The sequence below is a fragment of the Hafnia alvei genome (assembly GCF_034424155.1).
Lineage (GTDB): Bacteria > Pseudomonadota > Gammaproteobacteria > Enterobacterales > Enterobacteriaceae > Hafnia > Hafnia alvei.
In genome coordinates, this window is sequence record NZ_CP139992.1 from 658,647 (window position 1) to 674,278 (window position 15,632).

Here is a 15,632-nt window from a genome sequence, read left to right on the forward strand (position 1 = left end):
ATGAGAGTAATTTAAGAATAACCATAAATAACTCAATGAAATTAATCGAGTAATGGTTATTAACAGGTAAGGTATTAATTCTATTTATATATAAGGCAGTCTAACCCACCGATGGGTGGGTTAGTGGCGAGGAGATCTTATTGAGTGATGCCAGCAGGTTGCTCAGCTTTTGGGTCTGCACCATAACGATTGGCGCCTGTAGTTCCTTCTTTGCAAAGCCAGACGAGTACAATGATTGGGCCGACAACGGGAATAAAACTAATGAAATAAAACCATCCTGAGCGCTCAATATCATGCAATCTTCTGACTATGACCGACAAGCTTGGAATGAAAGTAGCAAATATATATAAAACGGAGATACCCGTGATAAGCGAGCTTTCAGATGCGAGCATCAGTCCATACAGTATTAACCAAACGATGCAGTTAAAAAGGCTAAACATCCAATACTCTTTACGGCGAGCCCGGCCACTGAAGGTGGCGTAATTTTTTAATGCCTTGATATACCAATTCATTGAAAACATATCCTTTGTTTTTAAGTCGCATAAGGATACGTAATGAAGGGGGAATTCTTCTGACGCCGATCAAGAAAGCTATTACTTGATTTAGTAGTAATAGATAAGAATGTTTTAAGTTGACTCCGTCTTTCTAACCCAGCGTGAGCGGGCAATCACCACACTCTTTCATCTTAGGCAGCTTATAGCGTTGGCAGCAGGTACGGCGCTGAATAGTACCGTTACGCATCAGTACGGTGCGATAGAGTGGGTTGTCTTGGCCGTCGGGGAAAGAGGCGGAGAAAAAGAGAGCCTGTTCGAGCTGCGAGAAAAGCACATCACCAATCAGGGGACGTAATTCTCCTAAATACCAATGCATCACATAGCCAATATTGCTCCACATCAGCTTAGCGTTTAAAACGCCTTGGCGCGCAATGGCGTTTACTGCTGGAATCAGATGACGCTCAACTAAGGACACCATACGTTGTAGAGGAGTGCTGTTACGGGCGTCACCGGCTATTAACTGCGGATAATAGATAAATGCCTCAGGGCGTCCACTTTCATGGAAACGAACTTTGAACTGCCGAATATGTGGATCGAGAGGGGCTGATTGCTGAAGTAACAACAGCATCATTGGCGGCACCAATAACCCAAAATACCACTGCGCCCACAGGGATTCTAACGGTTTGGCTTCCGGCGTTTTATCAGGGTATTCAGCGTAGTGTTCTTGCTGATAGTTTGCCATGAGCTTGGCGTAGGTTTCTGCCGTTGACCATTGCATAGCAGATAAATCGTGGCTAGCTGCTGATTCATCGATCAAGAACGTGGTGAGAAAATGAGGGTAGTGCTGGCTAAAAAGCGCAGTGAGCTCTTCCGCTTCTGGCGGAAAAGCAGGAAAGACGGCTGGAAAGTAGGCATCAAATTCAGTCAGCGCAGTTATCTTCACCACAACACCCTAGAGATTAAGTATCAAAACGCAATAGTACTGATAACTATTATCAATCGCAAGATGGTGGTTGAACGAAATGTGTCATAGCGCTCATTTAGGTGAAAATTGAAAACTGGTGGTGATGGCTAAGCTAAATGACCAGCATAAACATCGTTGACGCCACAATGTCGGCAAGTAAAGGACGGTGAGTTACGTTACGGGACTATATTTTTTTTAATAATTTATCTTTTAATCAACATATCTACGAATAGGTTGTGCTTAGCTAGATAGAAATTATTTTCCTATCTAGCAGATTATAAAAAGAAATTAGGTTTCTTTTTGCAATAAAACTCTATTACGACCTTTCTGTTTTGATATGTACAGCGCTTGATCGGCACGCGTTATGGCATTTTCTAAATTATTGCCATGCATCTCTGAAAGCCCCGCTGAAATTGTTACCACGTTGCTTCCATTTGGCTGGTATTCATTGATTAACGCCAACTGTTCTACATGCAAACGAATATGCTCACATATTTGTATCGCGAGACTTTCAGACGCATCGCGTAAAATAAGTAAAAACTCTTCACCGCCATAACGAATGGCTAAATCTCTAGTACGAACGGCTTCTTTGATAATTTGAGCAATACTTTTTAATGCTATATCACCGTATTGATGTCCGTAGTGATCGTTATAGAGTTTAAAGAAATCAATATCTAACATGACAACAAAGTGTTTATGCTCAGTGTCACAATCGCTGCCCATATGATGGAACTGGAACTCGAGGCCACGGCGGTTAAGTAGCGTGGTAAGGGGATCAATCATGCTAAGATCGCTGAATCGCGCTCTGTCTTGCTCCAACTGAGTGACTAGTCTGCGTGTAAATGCCTCACGCCGCCGCGTCATTGCGTGATGCAATGACAACGCAATGATCGGTAATGTGAGAACGAATAAAATACGCGTCATATTGTGGAAATCTTCCAACACAATAACGGTTATTGCGACGGGAACGGCATTAAGGCAAAACGCTAATAAGTTGTCAGAAAGCGCGACGGCTGCAATAAAAAATATGCTGAACAGATTGATCAATAAAAACTCATGGCTGTTGGCGTCAACATGCTGATATTTAGCTGCTATATGAAACGACCATAGCAATCCTAGCAATAGAGAAGCAACGTTGAGCTTCAGCAGATATTTGTCGCGATGCCATATCAATGATATGGACGAGAATAGGCAAAAGACAAAAACGCCAATGCCTGCAAACGTATACGGCGGATCTGTCTGTAATGGATTGAGCAGCGCATAAAACGATGTAGCACCATTTAACAGGATAAATAGCAAGAATGTCATATGGCTTTTGCTATTTAATAGGTCGTCGTAGTTTTTTGCGTTCATTAAATAAGGCTCGTGACTGTCAATATCGCTCAAAATAAAAATAGAAAATGGCAGTAATATGTTAGCTGTTAGACAAGAATTTTCTTAGGGATGTCTGATGTGGCGATAAAACTAACAGCTTTGATCTAAGATGTCATGCGCTTGTAATCAATGTGGGTTATATCGCCTTTTTTTGAGTGAATATCGTACAGTGCCTTTGCATGTCCGGCCGATTTAATGCCTTTACACATACATAATTCATGGGTGAAACGGTCCATGACTCAGTATATGATATTGGGAATTATTATCATTTATGGTGCGGATTATGCTGATTGCTGCGATGGCGTTTCTGGTGGTGTGGGGGATAAGTTTATGGGTCTGCAAATCTCTTAGCGGGATTTGGGGGATAAGCTTGCCGACGTTAGTGCTACCCATGCTGATTGTTTCCAATCTGAATCTATCTTTTTTAAAAGGCATGATGGTGCTGGCCATGTTGGTCACGTTGGCGATGCTGTTTAATCCACGTCTGCGCAACTATGTGCTGCTTCCATCAGGGCTGGCTCTGGCGGGAGGGTTAGCGACAATTTCATTAAATTACAATTACTTTGGGATTTAATATGCGGGTATACGAGCGAGAAATTATTTGAATTGAAAGCGAATAGTAAAAGCGAATAGTAAAATAGAGGGATTTTAAGAAGACTCGCTGAGGAAGAAGAAACAATCTGTTGGTGCGAAGAGAGGGACTTGAACCCTCACGTCCGTAAGAACACTAACACCTGAAGCTAGCGCGTCTACCAATTCCGCCACCTTCGCACATCAGATTACTTTTCTGTACTGCAGTTTGACTATGCTCACCAGCTTGGTGCGAAGAGAGGGACTTGAACCCTCACGTCCGTAAGAACACTAACACCTGAAGCTAGCGCGTCTACCAATTCCGCCACCTTCGCAAGATGCTGTGAAGCATAAATCATCGTGGTTATTTGGTGCGAAGAGAGGGACTTGAACCCTCACGTCCGTAAGGACACTAACACCTGAAGCTAGCGCGTCTACCAATTCCGCCACCTTCGCATACCGTTTACGTCGCCTTGCAGCAACATAACCACGGAGGCGAATTCTAGAGATTTTCGCGGTTACGTCAACACTTATTTCCCCATCAATGCTTGTTTGATGCGCGTTTGCTGAAAATGTGGGCATTTATTTTGTAAATCACGATAGGACAATGAATTATCGTGATCAATAGCACGGCATGCAGAAAAGTCAGTGGGGCGCTGGTAAACCGAGGTTTACCAGCTAAAAGCAGAAATTAACGTTTTTTCTTGGCCATCGCAGCACGGCCTAAGCGTGCTGAATACACTTTGAAACGACCGGTCTGCGCCAGCACTTCGTGAGCGCCAAAAACATCGTCCAACAGCTGCGGATAAGGCAGGAAGGCGTTAGCCACGATACGCAGTTCACCACCAATTTGCAGCTGTTTAGCTGCGCCGCGGATCAGCGTTTCTGCAGCGGTTAAGCTGGTTTGCATGCCGTCATGGAACGGTGGGTTCGAAATGATCATGTCAAAGCGTCCGGTAATGTCGGAATAGACATTGCTGGCAATCACTTCGCCCTGAATATCGTTGGCGGCAAGCGTTGCACGGCTAGATTCAAGCGCAGCAGCGCTGACATCGCTTAGCGTCAGCTTAATTTTCGGTGACATTTTTGCCATCGCAGCAGACAACACACCTGCACCACAGCCGACGTCTAGAACTTTGCCTTTCATATGTGGTTCAAGCGAAGACAGCAGCAGATGGCTGCCGACATCCAGCCCGTCGCGGCTAAATACACCCGGTAAGGTGGCGATAGTCAGGCTGCCTGTCTGATAGTTTTCCCACCAGTCTTCGAGCTTGAAATCGCTCTGTTTTTCTAAACGACCGTGATACAAACCGCAGCGGCGTGCGCTGTCGATTTTATTCAGCGGGCCAAACGCTTCGATGACACCTTCGGCGCTACGCACGCCTGCGCGGTTTTCACCGACGATAAATAATTCAGTGCCAACCGGCAGCAAAGAGAACAGGTTTTGCAACTGGAACTGTGCTTCTTGCTTGCTCTTGGGCCAGTAGTAAATCAGGGTGTCGCAGTCGGCAACCAGTTCTGCATCAGCCGTCAGCCCAAACTGGCAGCGCTCTGCCATCGTGCGGCTCAACTGCTGCCAATGATGATACTGATTGGTGTGAACACGAACCTCTGCCGCTTCAAACTGTGCTGGCAGGGTATCTTGTAAATCGCCTGCAAAGAGGACTCGGCGTGATTCGAATTCCTCGCTGTGGCGCAGAATGACTTCGCTGGCAGGGGTAAATAATGACATTAAACGTGTTTCCTTAGGTTAACTAGCCGCGCAGTATATACCCAAACTACGTGGAGTTGCAGCCAACACCGCGCCGCTTCGTGCAACAAGGAGATTGAGCTTTAATGACGCGGGTTCGCTAGCTTTGCTAGAATACGCGGCAATATCGTTTCTTTAACGTCTCTTTGACACTTTAGCAGGACAGTATGGCCACCCGACGCGACCTTCTTTTACAGCAGCTTGGTATTACTCAGTGGGTGCTGCGGCGTCCAACGGCGCTGCATGGCGAGATTGCGGTGAGTGTACCTAGCTCGACCCGCTTATTAATTGTTTCCGCGGAGCCGATTTCTCCCGATGACGTTTTGTTGTGTGACGTTCTCAAGGCATTGATGCTTGCGCCGGATCAGGCGGTTATTCTCACGCCAGAACAGTACGCCATGCTTAATGATGGTGCAGAATATTATGTTTGGTGGCTAGGCGATCCTCCGGCTACCGAACGCGCAAGCGCTACGCTGCATTCTCCGGCGCTCAGTGCGCTTTACCATAACTCAGGCGCCAAACGCGCGCTATGGCAGCAAATTTGTCATGATGAACAACATTTCTTCCCTAAAGGGTGAGATCTCACCTCTCACCGAGGCTGATTTTAAAGCGGCTTTTGACATCGAATGTGCCAGCCACGCGTTTCCGTGGACGGAAAAAACGTTCCTCAGCAATCATGGGGAGCGTTATTACAATCTAAAATTAGAATGCGACGGAAAACTCGCCGCTTTTGCGATTACGCAGGTGGTGCTTGATGAAGCCACACTGTTCAACATCGCCGTTGCTCCAGAGTTCCAACGCAAGGGGCTTGGGCGTGAATTACTGGATGCGTTAATTGTAGGGCTTGAGGAAAAAGGCATCGTGACATTGTGGTTAGAGGTACGAGACTCTAACCGCGCAGCGATCGCGCTTTATGAGTCGCTTGGCTTTAACGAAGTTTCAATACGCCGCAATTATTACCCAACCGCCGATGGCCGCGAAGACGCCCGTATTATGGCGTTACCGCTGGGCTGATCTGCAAAACAACGATTTTGTTGTTATTTGCTGTAATTACAACTATTAAGTTGTATTCTGCGTGAAAAACAATTCATTAGTTGTTAATGGCATGATTAACAACTAATCTGTTGTTATTGTCTTACGCTGAGTTTATCGCCATGAAACACCTCTCTGAGCTACCCAGCCAGCTTAAACTGCGCCGGCAACAGCTCGATCTCAATCAAAAAGATATGCTGATGAAAATTGGCATGTCACAGCAGCAATACCAGCGTATTGAAGCGGGGGGCGATCCACGCTTGTCGACTCTACTTAGGGTGCTGGAAGGGATGGATTTGGAGCTGATGCTGGTACCGCGGGATAAAGTTATTGCGGTGGACGAGTTGCTCGCTGTCAGCTTGAAACCAACGGCTTCGGAGGCGCAAACTCAGCCTCAGAATGAGGATTTGCAAGATATTCTGCGTAAATTAGAGGACTAGCGGTGATGAGGCAAACGGAGTCCGTTCAGGCATTAGCGTTGTATCTCAACCAACAACGGGTTGGGGTTCTGACACATTATGCGAGCAGTCATAATATTCTGACCTTTGATCCTGAATATGCCGCGTTGCCACCCTCGGTTCGTCCTATTCTTACGTTACAACAAGTCATCAATCCTCACTATTTACAGTTACCGCTCAGGGCGAGCATGAGATTGCCGCCGGTGCTGTCTAACCTCCTTTCTGAAGGGGCGTTACGAGACTTAATGACGCGAACGTTAAAGTTGCACCATGACGCCGAGTTTCCGCTACTTGCTTATACCGGTGGTAATTTGCCCGGTGCGCTTATCGCTAAACCTCTCACGTTGGGTGATATTCCTGCATGGGCGTTGTCTGCTCGTGGTGAACGCTTAGAAGCGGTTCAGATTGAGCTTCGCCATCAGGCGGATAAGTTTTCTTTGGCCGGTGTGCAGATGAAATTTTCCGCTCAAAGCCGAGACAACCGCTTTAATGTCAGTGCAGACACCGATGGCGATAGCTGGATTATCAAAACGCCTTCAACGATTCATGCCCACGTACCGGAGAATGAATTTACGGCGATGACGCTGGCAAAGGCGATTGGCGTTGAGATCCCAGAAATTAAATTAGTCGAACTGTCTCAGCTAGATAATTTACCCAAGATCAATCTACCGGATGAACGCTATGCATATGCCATTCGCCGGTTTGATCGCGGTGAAACGGGCAGAATACACACCGAGGATTTTGCACAGATATTGGGTGTCTATCCACATGAAAAGTATGGTCGCTATAACTATGAAATGGTGGCTGCCTTGATGTACCGGTTTGGTGCAGGTGGTTTGGCTGATGTACAGCAAATGGCCCGTCGTCTGCTGGCGAATATTTTGCTGGCCAACGGCGATGCTCATTTAAAAAACTGGACGATGATCTACCGCGATACTTTAAATGGTCGGCTATCTCCGGCCTATGATATTGTGACGACGTTACCTTACGTTGCAGGTGAGGACAGCGTTGCCTTAAATATGGCAAAAGAAAAACGCTGGCAACACATTGAACTATCGACCTTTGAACGCTGGACTGAGCGCGTTCAAATTGCTTGGCCCGCCATTGCGGTTCATTTGCAAGATGCTATTTCAACAGCACGGCAAATTTGGCCTTCTATGCTCGAAGAATTGCCAATGAAGGAGGAACATAAAATCGTATTAAAAAACCATTGGGCGAGCCTCTCTTCCGACTTCCGCATCGCTGTGCCTTAGCGCTTAAAAAACGATTGATTGTCTAACCTGACTAAATCAGGGAAAATAGCCCGCTATACCCGTCATACTTCGAGCCGCATGTGCGTTGGCTACGTTTGTTCACCCTAGTCACATAGTTATCTATGCTCCTAGGGATTCACAAACTTGCCGCCTTCCTGCAACTCGAATTATTTAGGTTATAACCCTTTTTATTCCCGCTTTGCGTAACAATAAATCGCCTGAATTACGGGCGTTGGCGCAGGGTGGCTAACGATAGAACGTAAAAACATGTCTCCTAGTGAATACGCTCGCGAAGTGGCTAAACGCCGCACTTTCGCAATTATTTCTCACCCCGATGCCGGTAAAACCACGATCACTGAAAAAGTTCTGTTATTCGGACAGGCTATTCAGACCGCGGGTACGGTAAAAGGGCGCGGCTCTAACCAGCATGCTAAATCTGACTGGATGGAGATGGAAAAACAACGTGGTATTTCGATTACCACCTCGGTGATGCAGTTCCCTTACCACGATTGTTTGGTAAACCTGCTCGATACCCCAGGGCACGAAGACTTCTCTGAAGATACCTATCGTACCCTGACCGCCGTTGACTGCTGCTTGATGGTTATCGATGCGGCAAAAGGCGTCGAAGATCGTACCCGTAAGCTCATGGAAGTTACGCGCCTGCGTGATACGCCGATCTTGACCTTCATGAACAAAGTTGACCGCGAAATTCGCGATCCGATGGAGTTGCTGGACGAAGTCGAAAACGAGCTGCGTATTGTGTGCGCGCCAATCACTTGGCCAATCGGCTGTGGTAAATCGTTTAAGGGTGTTTATCACCTGTATAAAGACGAAACCTATCTGTATCAAACAGGTAAAGGCCACACCATTCAGGAAGTCCGCATCGTTAAAGGTTTGGACAACCCTGATCTGGATGCTGCCGTTGGCGAAGATCTAGCAGAGCAGCTGCGTGGTGAACTGGAGTTGGTAAAAGGCGCTGCCGCGGAGTTTGATAAGGACGATTTCCTTAATGGTGAATTGACCCCTGTCTTCTTCGGTACGGCTCTGGGTAACTTCGGTGTTGACCACATGCTTGATGGCTTGGTGGATTGGGCTCCTGCGCCAATGCCACGCAAAACCGATACCCGCGTGGTCAGCGCTGATGAAGAGAAGTTCACCGGTTTCGTGTTTAAAATTCAGGCCAATATGGACCCAAAACACCGTGACCGCGTAGCCTTTATGCGCGTGGTGTCTGGCCGTTATGAAAAAAGCATGAAACTGCGTCAGGTCCGCACGGGCAAAGACGTGGTGATCTCTGACGCCCTGACCTTTATGGCTGGTGACCGCTCACACCTTGAAGAAGCCTATGCGGGCGACATCATCGGTTTGCATAACCACGGCACGATTCAGATTGGTGATACGTTCACTCAGGGTGAAGATATGAAGTTCACCGGTATTCCGAACTTTGCGCCAGAGCTGTTCCGTCGCATCCGTCTGCGCGATCCGCTGAAACAGAAACAGCTGCTGAAAGGCTTGGTTCAGCTGTCTGAAGAGGGCGCGGTGCAGGTGTTCCGTCCAATTCACAACAACGATCTGATTGTGGGTGCGGTCGGTGTGCTGCAGTTTGAAGTGGTGGTAGCACGTCTGAAAAGCGAATATAACGTTGAAGCTATCTACGAATCCGTTAACGTATCAACCGCTCGTTGGGTTGAGTGCGATGACGTGAAGAAATTCGAAGAGTTTAAACGTAAGAACGAGCTGAACTTAGCGTTAGATGGCGGTGATAATTTAGCCTATATTGCGCCAACGATGGTCAACCTTAATCTGGCTAGCGAACGCTACCCTGAAGTGAAATTCCGCAAAACTCGCGAGCATTAATCGTTTTGTTCGTGTAATTTTTCTGCTGAATTTGCTGATAAACCGCACTCATGTGCGGTTTTTTTATACCCAAAATTCGCAGAATCGTCTTAATAAGCCGCTTTTTTGCACAAAAAAACGCCGGTTATTGTGATCTAAACTGCATTTTTTTGTTACTGGGCTATAGTTAATCCAGTAGCGCATGACACCGAGAATTAATCGATTTGATTAGATTAGTTTTACAGTCGAGTGCTTCACCAAGGTAAAGCGAAAAGCATAACGTATTGATTTTAAATCAGCAGACTAACGATTGATAGTTTGAAAAATGGATGATGGTGTGGTCTACAAGACGTGTTTTCATACTGTGATTTGTTAATCGTTTGTTTGTTAATTGCTGGTTTTAACTGCTTCTTGCTGAGCCGATGGTGAACGATAGGCTACGTTTTTAAGCATTAGCACAGCGAGTCTCCGATGAGACGATGTGATTAAGGGCTGAAAGAAATACGGCCCACGGCGTTAAGCCGTTACTGAAATCAAAAGGAAGAAATCGATGAAAAATACCAAGTTTGCACGTTCAATGATGGCAATTGTTTTAGGTTCTGTACTGGTTAGCGGTAGTGCTATGGCAGAAGAAACCTTAATGCAGAAAGCACAAAGCGCGGCTGACTCTACCGGTGCGAAAATCGATAGCTCCATGAAGAAAGTTGATGGTTACATGGACGATAGCGGGATTACCGCTAAAGTTAAAAGTGCATTGGTTGATGCCAAAGATATCAAAAGCAACGATATCTCTGTAAATACCAACAAAGGTGTCGTTACCCTGAACGGTTTTGTCTCTTCACAAGATCAGGCAGAACGCGCAGTGACTCTGGCGAAAGGTGTTGAAGGCGTTAAATCCGTGAGCGATAAACTGCACGTGAAAGACAGCACCAAGGCCAGCGTTAGCGGATACGCCAGCGACACGGCGATCACTAGCGAAGTAAAAGCGAAATTACTGGCTGATGACATCGTCCCATCACGTAATGTGAAAGTGGAAACCGAAAATAGCTTGGTACAGCTTTCCGGTACGGTGAAAACCAAAGCTGAATCCGATCGTGCTGAAAGTGTTGCTAGCGCGGTGGAAGGTGTAAAAAGCGTTAAAAATGATCTGACGGTAAAACAGTAATCTGCTTTCCCCGGACGAACCACGGCGTGGGGCGTTCGGTGTGATTACCTATGAGAAACAAAGACCTTTTAGAAACAAAGAGAAGAGCGTCGTTGGTCGACACTTCATTTTTATTTTAGGCAAGGTAAGGAGAGCATATGTTTCGTTGGGGAATTATCTTTTTAATCATTGCATTAATCGCTGCAGCATTAGGTTTTGGTGGTCTGGCCGGTACAGCGGCATGGGCAGCTAAAGTGGTGTTCGTAGTGGGTATTATTCTGTTCTTGGTCAGCCTATTTACAGGGCGTCGTCGTCCTTAGGTAAGGATACCTTTAGCGCTCATTGTTAGGACATTAGACATGAGCGATGGGGGTATCAACACCAAATCCGCCATCCATTTTGAATGGAAAGCACAAAAGGTTTGTAAATATGAACGGTGACATTGTTGTCGGTAAGTGGAAACAGATTCGCGGTCAAGTCAGGTCTACTCTGGCTGAATGGCTTGGCAGTGACGGCGAATGGCTTGCTGGCAACAATGATTGCCTCCTTGGATTGCTGCAAGAGGATTACGGAATTGCGCAAGACAGGGTATCCTCGGAGGATGTGAAGACTCATTGAGGATGGATGGTTGGGATACAGAATACCGATTACGCTGGGCAATATAGAGCCGCTAGCGTACAAACCCTACCAGCCGGGTAAAATTGCGCTGGTATGTGAAGGCGGCGGTCAGCGCGGTATTTTTACCGCTGGCGTGCTGGATGAATTTTTGCGCGCGCGCTTCAACCCCTTCGATCTCTATCTCGGCACTTCTGCTGGGGCACAAAACCTTTCCGCTTTTGTCTGTGGCCAACCGGGCTACGCACGACGCGTCATCACTCGCTACACCACTTCAATTGATTTTTTTAATCCGCTACGTTTTGTCCGTGGTGGGCACTTAATCGATCTTGATTGGTTAATTGAAGCTACCGCGAACGATCTGCCGTTAGCGATGGATTATGCGGAACAACATTTAGTCGATGGCCGCCAGTTATTGATGTGTGCCAGCCGCACTGAAGATTTCGCTCCTACCTATTTTCCTGCGCAGCGTAAAAATTGGCTCGATGTGATCAAAGCCAGCAGCGCCATCCCAGGATTCTATCGCTGGGGCGTGGAGCTTGACGGTGTGAGTTACCAAGACGGTGGGATCAGCGATGCAATTCCGGTGCGCGAAGCCCATCGACGCGGAGCCGATACCATAGTGGTGATACGTACCGTGCCATCGCAAATGTTCTACACGCCCAAATGGATGCGTCGAATGGAAGCTCTGCTGGGTGAAAGTAGCTTGCAGCAGATGGTCAAAATGATGAAGTACCATGAGAAAAGCTACCGTCGTATTCAGCGCTTCATTGAGAAACCGCCGGGTAAGGTGAAGGTGTTTGAAATCTATCCGCCGAAGCCGCTGGCGAGCCATGCGTTAGGGAGCAAAATTGCTGCCTTAAATGCGGATTATCATCTCGGACGCCGCTGCGGTCGCTATTTCTTAGCCACCGTTGGACATTGGCTATTGCCACGAGAAGATCAGCCTAATGTAGACAAACGGGCGTTCTCTCGTCGCCTACTACAGCCGTCAGATACTATTTCTCCTGAAATGCCGATTGTGGCGGCAACGCATTCGGCGGCTAAAAATGGCATTGTTCTGCCGGAACCGCAAACCAATATGGTGGCGGAGAAGTCCCTGATATTACCTGACAGCGTGCAACTGGATAAAAGTGCTCGGCAAACCACCATTGATCCGAGTACTGCAAAAAAAGCAGATAAACCGTCTTCGCAGGACAGTTCGACGTGACAGAACCTATGACTGATGCGCAGTTCGTTGATACTCACTGTCACTTTGATTTCCCGCCCTTTAGCGGTAATGAGTCCGAAAGCCTTGAGCTAGCCTACGCACAGGGAGTGCGTAGCATCATCGTTCCAACCATCAGCGCACAGCGCTTTCAGCAAGTTCTTGAACTAGCTAACCGTTACCCGATGTTGTACGCCGCGTTAGGTCTTCATCCGCTGTATATTGCCCAGCATCATGAGCAGGATATTGATGTTCTGGTGCAAGCATTGGCGCAGAAACCCAATAAGCTGGTGGCCATCGGTGAGATTGGCCTTGATTTGTTTATGGACGATCCACAGCTTGAGCGACAAATCTCGCTGCTAAAAGCCCAGCTAAAACTGGCTAAGCGATATGATTTACCGGTGATCCTGCATTCGCGTCGCTCCCACGATCAGTTGGCTCGTGAGTTGAGAAACGCAGCGGTGCCGCGATGTGGCGTTGTGCACGGTTTTTCTGGCAGCCTTTCTCAGGCACAGGCTTTCATCAAGTTAGGCTATTTTATTGGCGTTGGTGGCACGATAACCTACGAACGAGCGCAGAAAACGCGGCAGGTGATTGCCCAATTGCCATTAAGTGCATTACTGCTGGAAACCGATGCGCCCGACATGCCATTGGCGGGTTATCAAGGCCAGCCCAACCGCCCTGAACGTGTGCGTCAGGTCTTCGAAACGCTATGCCAGCTCAGGCCCGAATCTCCCGCAGTGATTGCTGAGGCCATATTGGTAAATACTGATAGATTATTCGGTATTTCCGCGTAGTTTTAGATTCATTGCTAACTATTCTAAATGCAGCTGAATTATTCATTTTTATTGATGTGATGGATGTCTCATTTTAATGATTTTGGATGCTTCAGGTTGTATAAAACTGTGACAGCGCTGACCAATAATTCTTCTCTCCTCGGTATAATCGCCGCCATCGGCAATGTGAATCTTTCGTCGATACTCAATCAAAAAATCTAACGCGTTACAGGGACTATTCCATGCAACTTATTATGAGCGTGGTAGGGATGGCGGTACTCATTCTGATTGCCGTGCTACTTTCGAGCAATCGTCGTGCTATCAACCTACGCACCGTGATTGGCGCATTTCTTATTCAGGTCGTTATCGGCGCGTTCGTGCTTTATGTCCCCACTGGGCGGGATGTGTTGGGTGCCATGTCTTCCGGCGTCGCCAACGTGATTGCCTACGGAAATGAAGGGATTTCATTTATTTTTGGCGGGTTGGTGTCTGACAAGATGTTTGAAGTCTTCGGCGGTGGCGGGTTTGTATTCGCACTGCGTGTTTTGCCCGTTATTGTTTTCTTCTCTTCATTAATTGCCGTGCTGTATTACCTCGGCATCATGCAAATCGTTATCCGTTTACTCGGCGGCGGCTTGCAGAAACTGTTGGGCACTTCTCGCACAGAATCACTGTCTGCAACTGCAAATATCTTTGTGGGTCAGACTGAAGCACCGCTGGTGGTTCGCCCATATATTTCCACCATGACGCAGTCTGAGCTGTTTGCCGTGATGTGTGGCGGTTTAGCTTCGGTGGCGGGTTCGGTATTGGCAGGTTATGCGCAAATGGGCGTGCCGTTGGAGTATCTGATTGCAGCGTCATTTATGGCGGCTCCGGGCGGCTTACTCTTTGCCAAGCTGATTGTGCCTGAAACAGAAAAAACCCACGACAAAACTGACGCAGCGGCGCTGATTGCTGAAGAAGATCGTCCGGCTAACGTGATTGATGCGGCGGCGGCGGGGGCGGCGTCTGGTATGCAGTTGGCGTTGAACGTGGGCGCGATGCTGTTGGCGTTTATCGCGTTGATTGCGCTTGTTAACGGTATGCTGGGCGGTATCGGTGGCTGGTTCGACTATCCGCAGCTTTCGCTGGAATTGATCTTAGGTTGGGTGTTCTCGCCGATTGCTTATCTGATTGGTGTGCCGTGGAGCGAATCCCAGATTGCGGGTTCTTTCATTGGTCAGAAGATTATCGTGAATGAATTTGTGGCATTCATGAACTTTGGTGAATATCTCAAAGCGGATGCGGAAGTTGCCGCAGCGGGCTTACAGGTTCTCTCCGACCATACCAAAGCGATTATCTCCTTTGCACTATGCGGGTTTGCGAACCTCTCCTCGGTGGCTATTCTGCTCGGAGGTTTGGGAAGCATGGCACCTACGCGTCGTCATGATATCGCCCGCTTCGGTCTGAAAGCCGTGGCCGCAGGTACGTTATCAAACCTGATGAGCGCCACAATTGCCGGGTTCTTCCTCGCGCTGTAATGGTTTTACTCAATCTCCAGCCCGCTTGTTGGGCTGGAGGTTTTGACTCCCCCGGTAACTAAGCCTTACCTTCGACTTTAAACGGATCGATACCGCGCAGCTGCATGCGGCGAAAACGGATAATATTGAAGCCGTTCATCAGCAAAAAACTCCCTTCAATCAGTGAACCGCCAATCGAGCCCAGCCAAATATTATGTGTGACCCAGCAAGCCGTGGAACACCACATGACGCAGCGCGTGGTTAATCCTTTGGTTCGAAAGAGCGCCCAAGTACTGGCAACGGTGCCAATAATCGGCAGCAACTCCATTGCGTGCTGTAGGCTATAGCCGCCAAATCCCAGCGTGAGAGCAATAAAAATAAACATCACCCAATTGCTGCGTGTACGAGTAGATATCACGGTACGAATGGCATTAAGTTCGGCGGCAGCGGCGGCTGAATGCGCGCCCATCAGGAAAAAATGCAGACCAATAATGGCTGAATAAATAGAGAGTTGGTATTTGAAGCGCAGCTCATTGCGATTGAAAAAAGTGGTGATACCCACCAGAAAAGCAAAAAACCCTACGCCCTGCGCAAACCACTCGTAGCTGTGCATCTCTAACTCCCTTTAATTCCTTCTTCATGCCGCTTCAGATAGAAAAA

The 15,632-nt window shown here is 47.6% G+C and carries 16 protein-coding genes and 3 tRNA genes; 11 read left to right on the forward strand and 8 right to left on the reverse strand.

Features of this window, described 5'->3' with window-relative positions:
• Positions 1 to 137: 137 nt before the first annotated feature.
• The 3 genes from U0008_RS03070 to U0008_RS03080 all read right to left on the reverse strand — a co-directional run bounded on the left by U0008_RS03070 (position 138) and on the right by U0008_RS03080 (position 2,811).
• A complete protein-coding gene (locus U0008_RS03070) occupies positions 138 to 512 on the reverse strand; it encodes a DUF805 domain-containing protein (protein ID WP_043490846.1) in 375 nt (124 codons plus the stop codon).
• Positions 513 to 645: 133 nt separating this feature from the next.
• Positions 646 to 1,437, reverse strand: coding sequence for a siderophore-iron reductase FhuF (gene fhuF / locus U0008_RS03075; RefSeq protein WP_043490848.1), 792 nt, complete (start codon positions 1,435 to 1,437; stop codon positions 646 to 648).
• A gap of 309 nt (positions 1,438 to 1,746) precedes the next feature.
• Positions 1,747 to 2,811 (reverse strand): GGDEF domain-containing protein, encoded by a 1,065-nt coding sequence (locus U0008_RS03080; RefSeq protein ID WP_043490852.1) that lies wholly within the window; start codon positions 2,809 to 2,811, stop codon positions 1,747 to 1,749.
• A gap of 292 nt (positions 2,812 to 3,103) precedes the next feature.
• Between U0008_RS03080 and U0008_RS03085 the strand changes: the two genes are divergently transcribed.
• Positions 3,104 to 3,406, forward strand: coding sequence for a DUF1435 family protein (locus tag U0008_RS03085; RefSeq protein WP_080723900.1), 303 nt, complete (start codon positions 3,104 to 3,106; stop codon positions 3,404 to 3,406).
• A 110-nt stretch (positions 3,407 to 3,516) separates the two neighbouring features.
• On the opposite strand, the gene U0008_RS03090 is transcribed toward U0008_RS03085, so the two are convergent.
• The 4 genes from U0008_RS03090 to rsmC all read right to left on the reverse strand — a co-directional run bounded on the left by U0008_RS03090 (position 3,517) and on the right by rsmC (position 5,134).
• Positions 3,517 to 3,603: transfer RNA gene (locus U0008_RS03090), tRNA-Leu, on the reverse strand.
• Between the two features lie 47 nt (positions 3,604 to 3,650).
• Positions 3,651 to 3,737: transfer RNA gene (locus U0008_RS03095), tRNA-Leu, on the reverse strand.
• A 34-nt stretch (positions 3,738 to 3,771) separates the two neighbouring features.
• Positions 3,772 to 3,858 (reverse strand) — tRNA-Leu (locus tag U0008_RS03100).
• A gap of 235 nt (positions 3,859 to 4,093) precedes the next feature.
• A complete protein-coding gene (rsmC, locus tag U0008_RS03105) occupies positions 4,094 to 5,134 on the reverse strand; it encodes a 16S rRNA (guanine(1207)-N(2))-methyltransferase RsmC (RefSeq protein WP_025799065.1) in 1,041 nt (346 codons plus the stop codon).
• A 185-nt stretch (positions 5,135 to 5,319) separates the two neighbouring features.
• Here rsmC and U0008_RS03110 point away from each other — a divergent pair, with 185 nt between their 5' ends.
• From U0008_RS03110 to U0008_RS03160, 10 genes are all read left to right on the forward strand, one after another.
• Entirely contained in the window at positions 5,320 to 5,730 is a 411-nt protein-coding gene (locus tag U0008_RS03110; RefSeq protein WP_043490856.1) for a DNA polymerase III subunit psi, read from the forward strand.
• A complete protein-coding gene (rimI, locus tag U0008_RS03115) occupies positions 5,699 to 6,166 on the forward strand; it encodes a ribosomal protein S18-alanine N-acetyltransferase (RefSeq protein ID WP_080723901.1) in 468 nt (155 codons plus the stop codon). The genes U0008_RS03110 and rimI overlap by 32 nt, the downstream gene beginning before the upstream one ends.
• A 140-nt stretch (positions 6,167 to 6,306) precedes the next feature.
• Positions 6,307 to 6,624, forward strand: a complete 318-nt coding sequence (locus U0008_RS03120; RefSeq protein ID WP_043490861.1) for a helix-turn-helix domain-containing protein — start codon at positions 6,307 to 6,309, stop codon at positions 6,622 to 6,624.
• Between the two features lie 2 nt (positions 6,625 to 6,626).
• Positions 6,627 to 7,895, forward strand: a complete 1,269-nt coding sequence (locus U0008_RS03125; protein ID WP_043490864.1) for a type II toxin-antitoxin system HipA family toxin — start codon at positions 6,627 to 6,629, stop codon at positions 7,893 to 7,895.
• A gap of 267 nt (positions 7,896 to 8,162) precedes the next feature.
• Positions 8,163 to 9,752, forward strand: coding sequence for a peptide chain release factor 3 (gene prfC / locus U0008_RS03130; RefSeq protein WP_025799070.1), 1,590 nt, complete (start codon positions 8,163 to 8,165; stop codon positions 9,750 to 9,752).
• 529 nt (positions 9,753 to 10,281) lie between these two features.
• The gene (gene osmY, locus U0008_RS03135; protein ID WP_043490866.1) at positions 10,282 to 10,896 is read left to right on the forward strand and encodes a molecular chaperone OsmY; all 615 of its coding nucleotides are present in this window, start codon (positions 10,282 to 10,284) and stop codon (positions 10,894 to 10,896) included.
• Between the two features lie 137 nt (positions 10,897 to 11,033).
• Entirely contained in the window at positions 11,034 to 11,195 is a 162-nt protein-coding gene (locus tag U0008_RS03140; protein ID WP_004846733.1) for a DUF1328 domain-containing protein, read from the forward strand.
• A 308-nt stretch (positions 11,196 to 11,503) separates the two neighbouring features.
• Positions 11,504 to 12,700 (forward strand): patatin-like phospholipase family protein, encoded by a 1,197-nt coding sequence (locus tag U0008_RS03150; RefSeq protein WP_043490870.1) that lies wholly within the window; start codon positions 11,504 to 11,506, stop codon positions 12,698 to 12,700.
• 8 nt (positions 12,701 to 12,708) lie between these two features.
• On the forward strand, positions 12,709 to 13,494 hold the full coding sequence (locus U0008_RS03155) for a TatD family hydrolase (protein WP_111330790.1): 786 nt from the start codon (positions 12,709 to 12,711) through the stop codon (positions 13,492 to 13,494).
• A gap of 233 nt (positions 13,495 to 13,727) precedes the next feature.
• The gene (locus U0008_RS03160) at positions 13,728 to 14,993 is read left to right on the forward strand and encodes a NupC/NupG family nucleoside CNT transporter (RefSeq protein WP_172863857.1); all 1,266 of its coding nucleotides are present in this window, start codon (positions 13,728 to 13,730) and stop codon (positions 14,991 to 14,993) included.
• Positions 14,994 to 15,051: 58 nt separating this feature from the next.
• Here U0008_RS03160 and U0008_RS03165 read toward each other — a convergent pair whose 3' ends face one another.
• Positions 15,052 to 15,585, reverse strand: a complete 534-nt coding sequence (locus U0008_RS03165) for a YgjV family protein (RefSeq protein ID WP_043490876.1) — start codon at positions 15,583 to 15,585, stop codon at positions 15,052 to 15,054.
• Positions 15,586 to 15,632: the final 47 nt, after the last annotated feature.

Excerpts from the sequence above, each read along its gene's own strand:
- U0008_RS03140 (WP_004846733.1), top strand. The coding sequence starts at position 11,034 with ATGTTTCGTTGGGGAATTATCTTTTTAATCATTGCATTAATCGCTGCA.
- prfC (WP_025799070.1), top strand. The coding sequence starts at position 8,163 with ATGTCTCCTAGTGAATACGCTCGCGAAGTGGCTAAACGCCGCACTTTC.
- rimI (WP_080723901.1), top strand. The coding sequence starts at position 5,699 with ATGATGAACAACATTTCTTCCCTAAAGGGTGAGATCTCACCTCTCACC.
- U0008_RS03110 (WP_043490856.1), top strand. The coding sequence starts at position 5,320 with ATGGCCACCCGACGCGACCTTCTTTTACAGCAGCTTGGTATTACTCAG.
- U0008_RS03120 (WP_043490861.1), top strand. The coding sequence starts at position 6,307 with ATGAAACACCTCTCTGAGCTACCCAGCCAGCTTAAACTGCGCCGGCAA.
- U0008_RS03155 (WP_111330790.1), top strand. The coding sequence starts at position 12,709 with ATGACTGATGCGCAGTTCGTTGATACTCACTGTCACTTTGATTTCCCG.
- U0008_RS03085 (WP_080723900.1), top strand. The coding sequence starts at position 3,104 with ATGGTGCGGATTATGCTGATTGCTGCGATGGCGTTTCTGGTGGTGTGG.
- rsmC (WP_025799065.1), bottom strand. The coding sequence starts at position 5,134 with ATGTCATTATTTACCCCTGCCAGCGAAGTCATTCTGCGCCACAGCGAG.
- osmY (WP_043490866.1), top strand. The coding sequence starts at position 10,282 with ATGAAAAATACCAAGTTTGCACGTTCAATGATGGCAATTGTTTTAGGT.
- U0008_RS03165 (WP_043490876.1), bottom strand. The coding sequence starts at position 15,585 with ATGCACAGCTACGAGTGGTTTGCGCAGGGCGTAGGGTTTTTTGCTTTT.
- U0008_RS03070 (WP_043490846.1), bottom strand. The coding sequence starts at position 512 with ATGAATTGGTATATCAAGGCATTAAAAAATTACGCCACCTTCAGTGGC.
- U0008_RS03160 (WP_172863857.1), top strand. The coding sequence starts at position 13,728 with ATGAGCGTGGTAGGGATGGCGGTACTCATTCTGATTGCCGTGCTACTT.
- U0008_RS03080 (WP_043490852.1), bottom strand. The coding sequence starts at position 2,811 with ATGAACGCAAAAAACTACGACGACCTATTAAATAGCAAAAGCCATATG.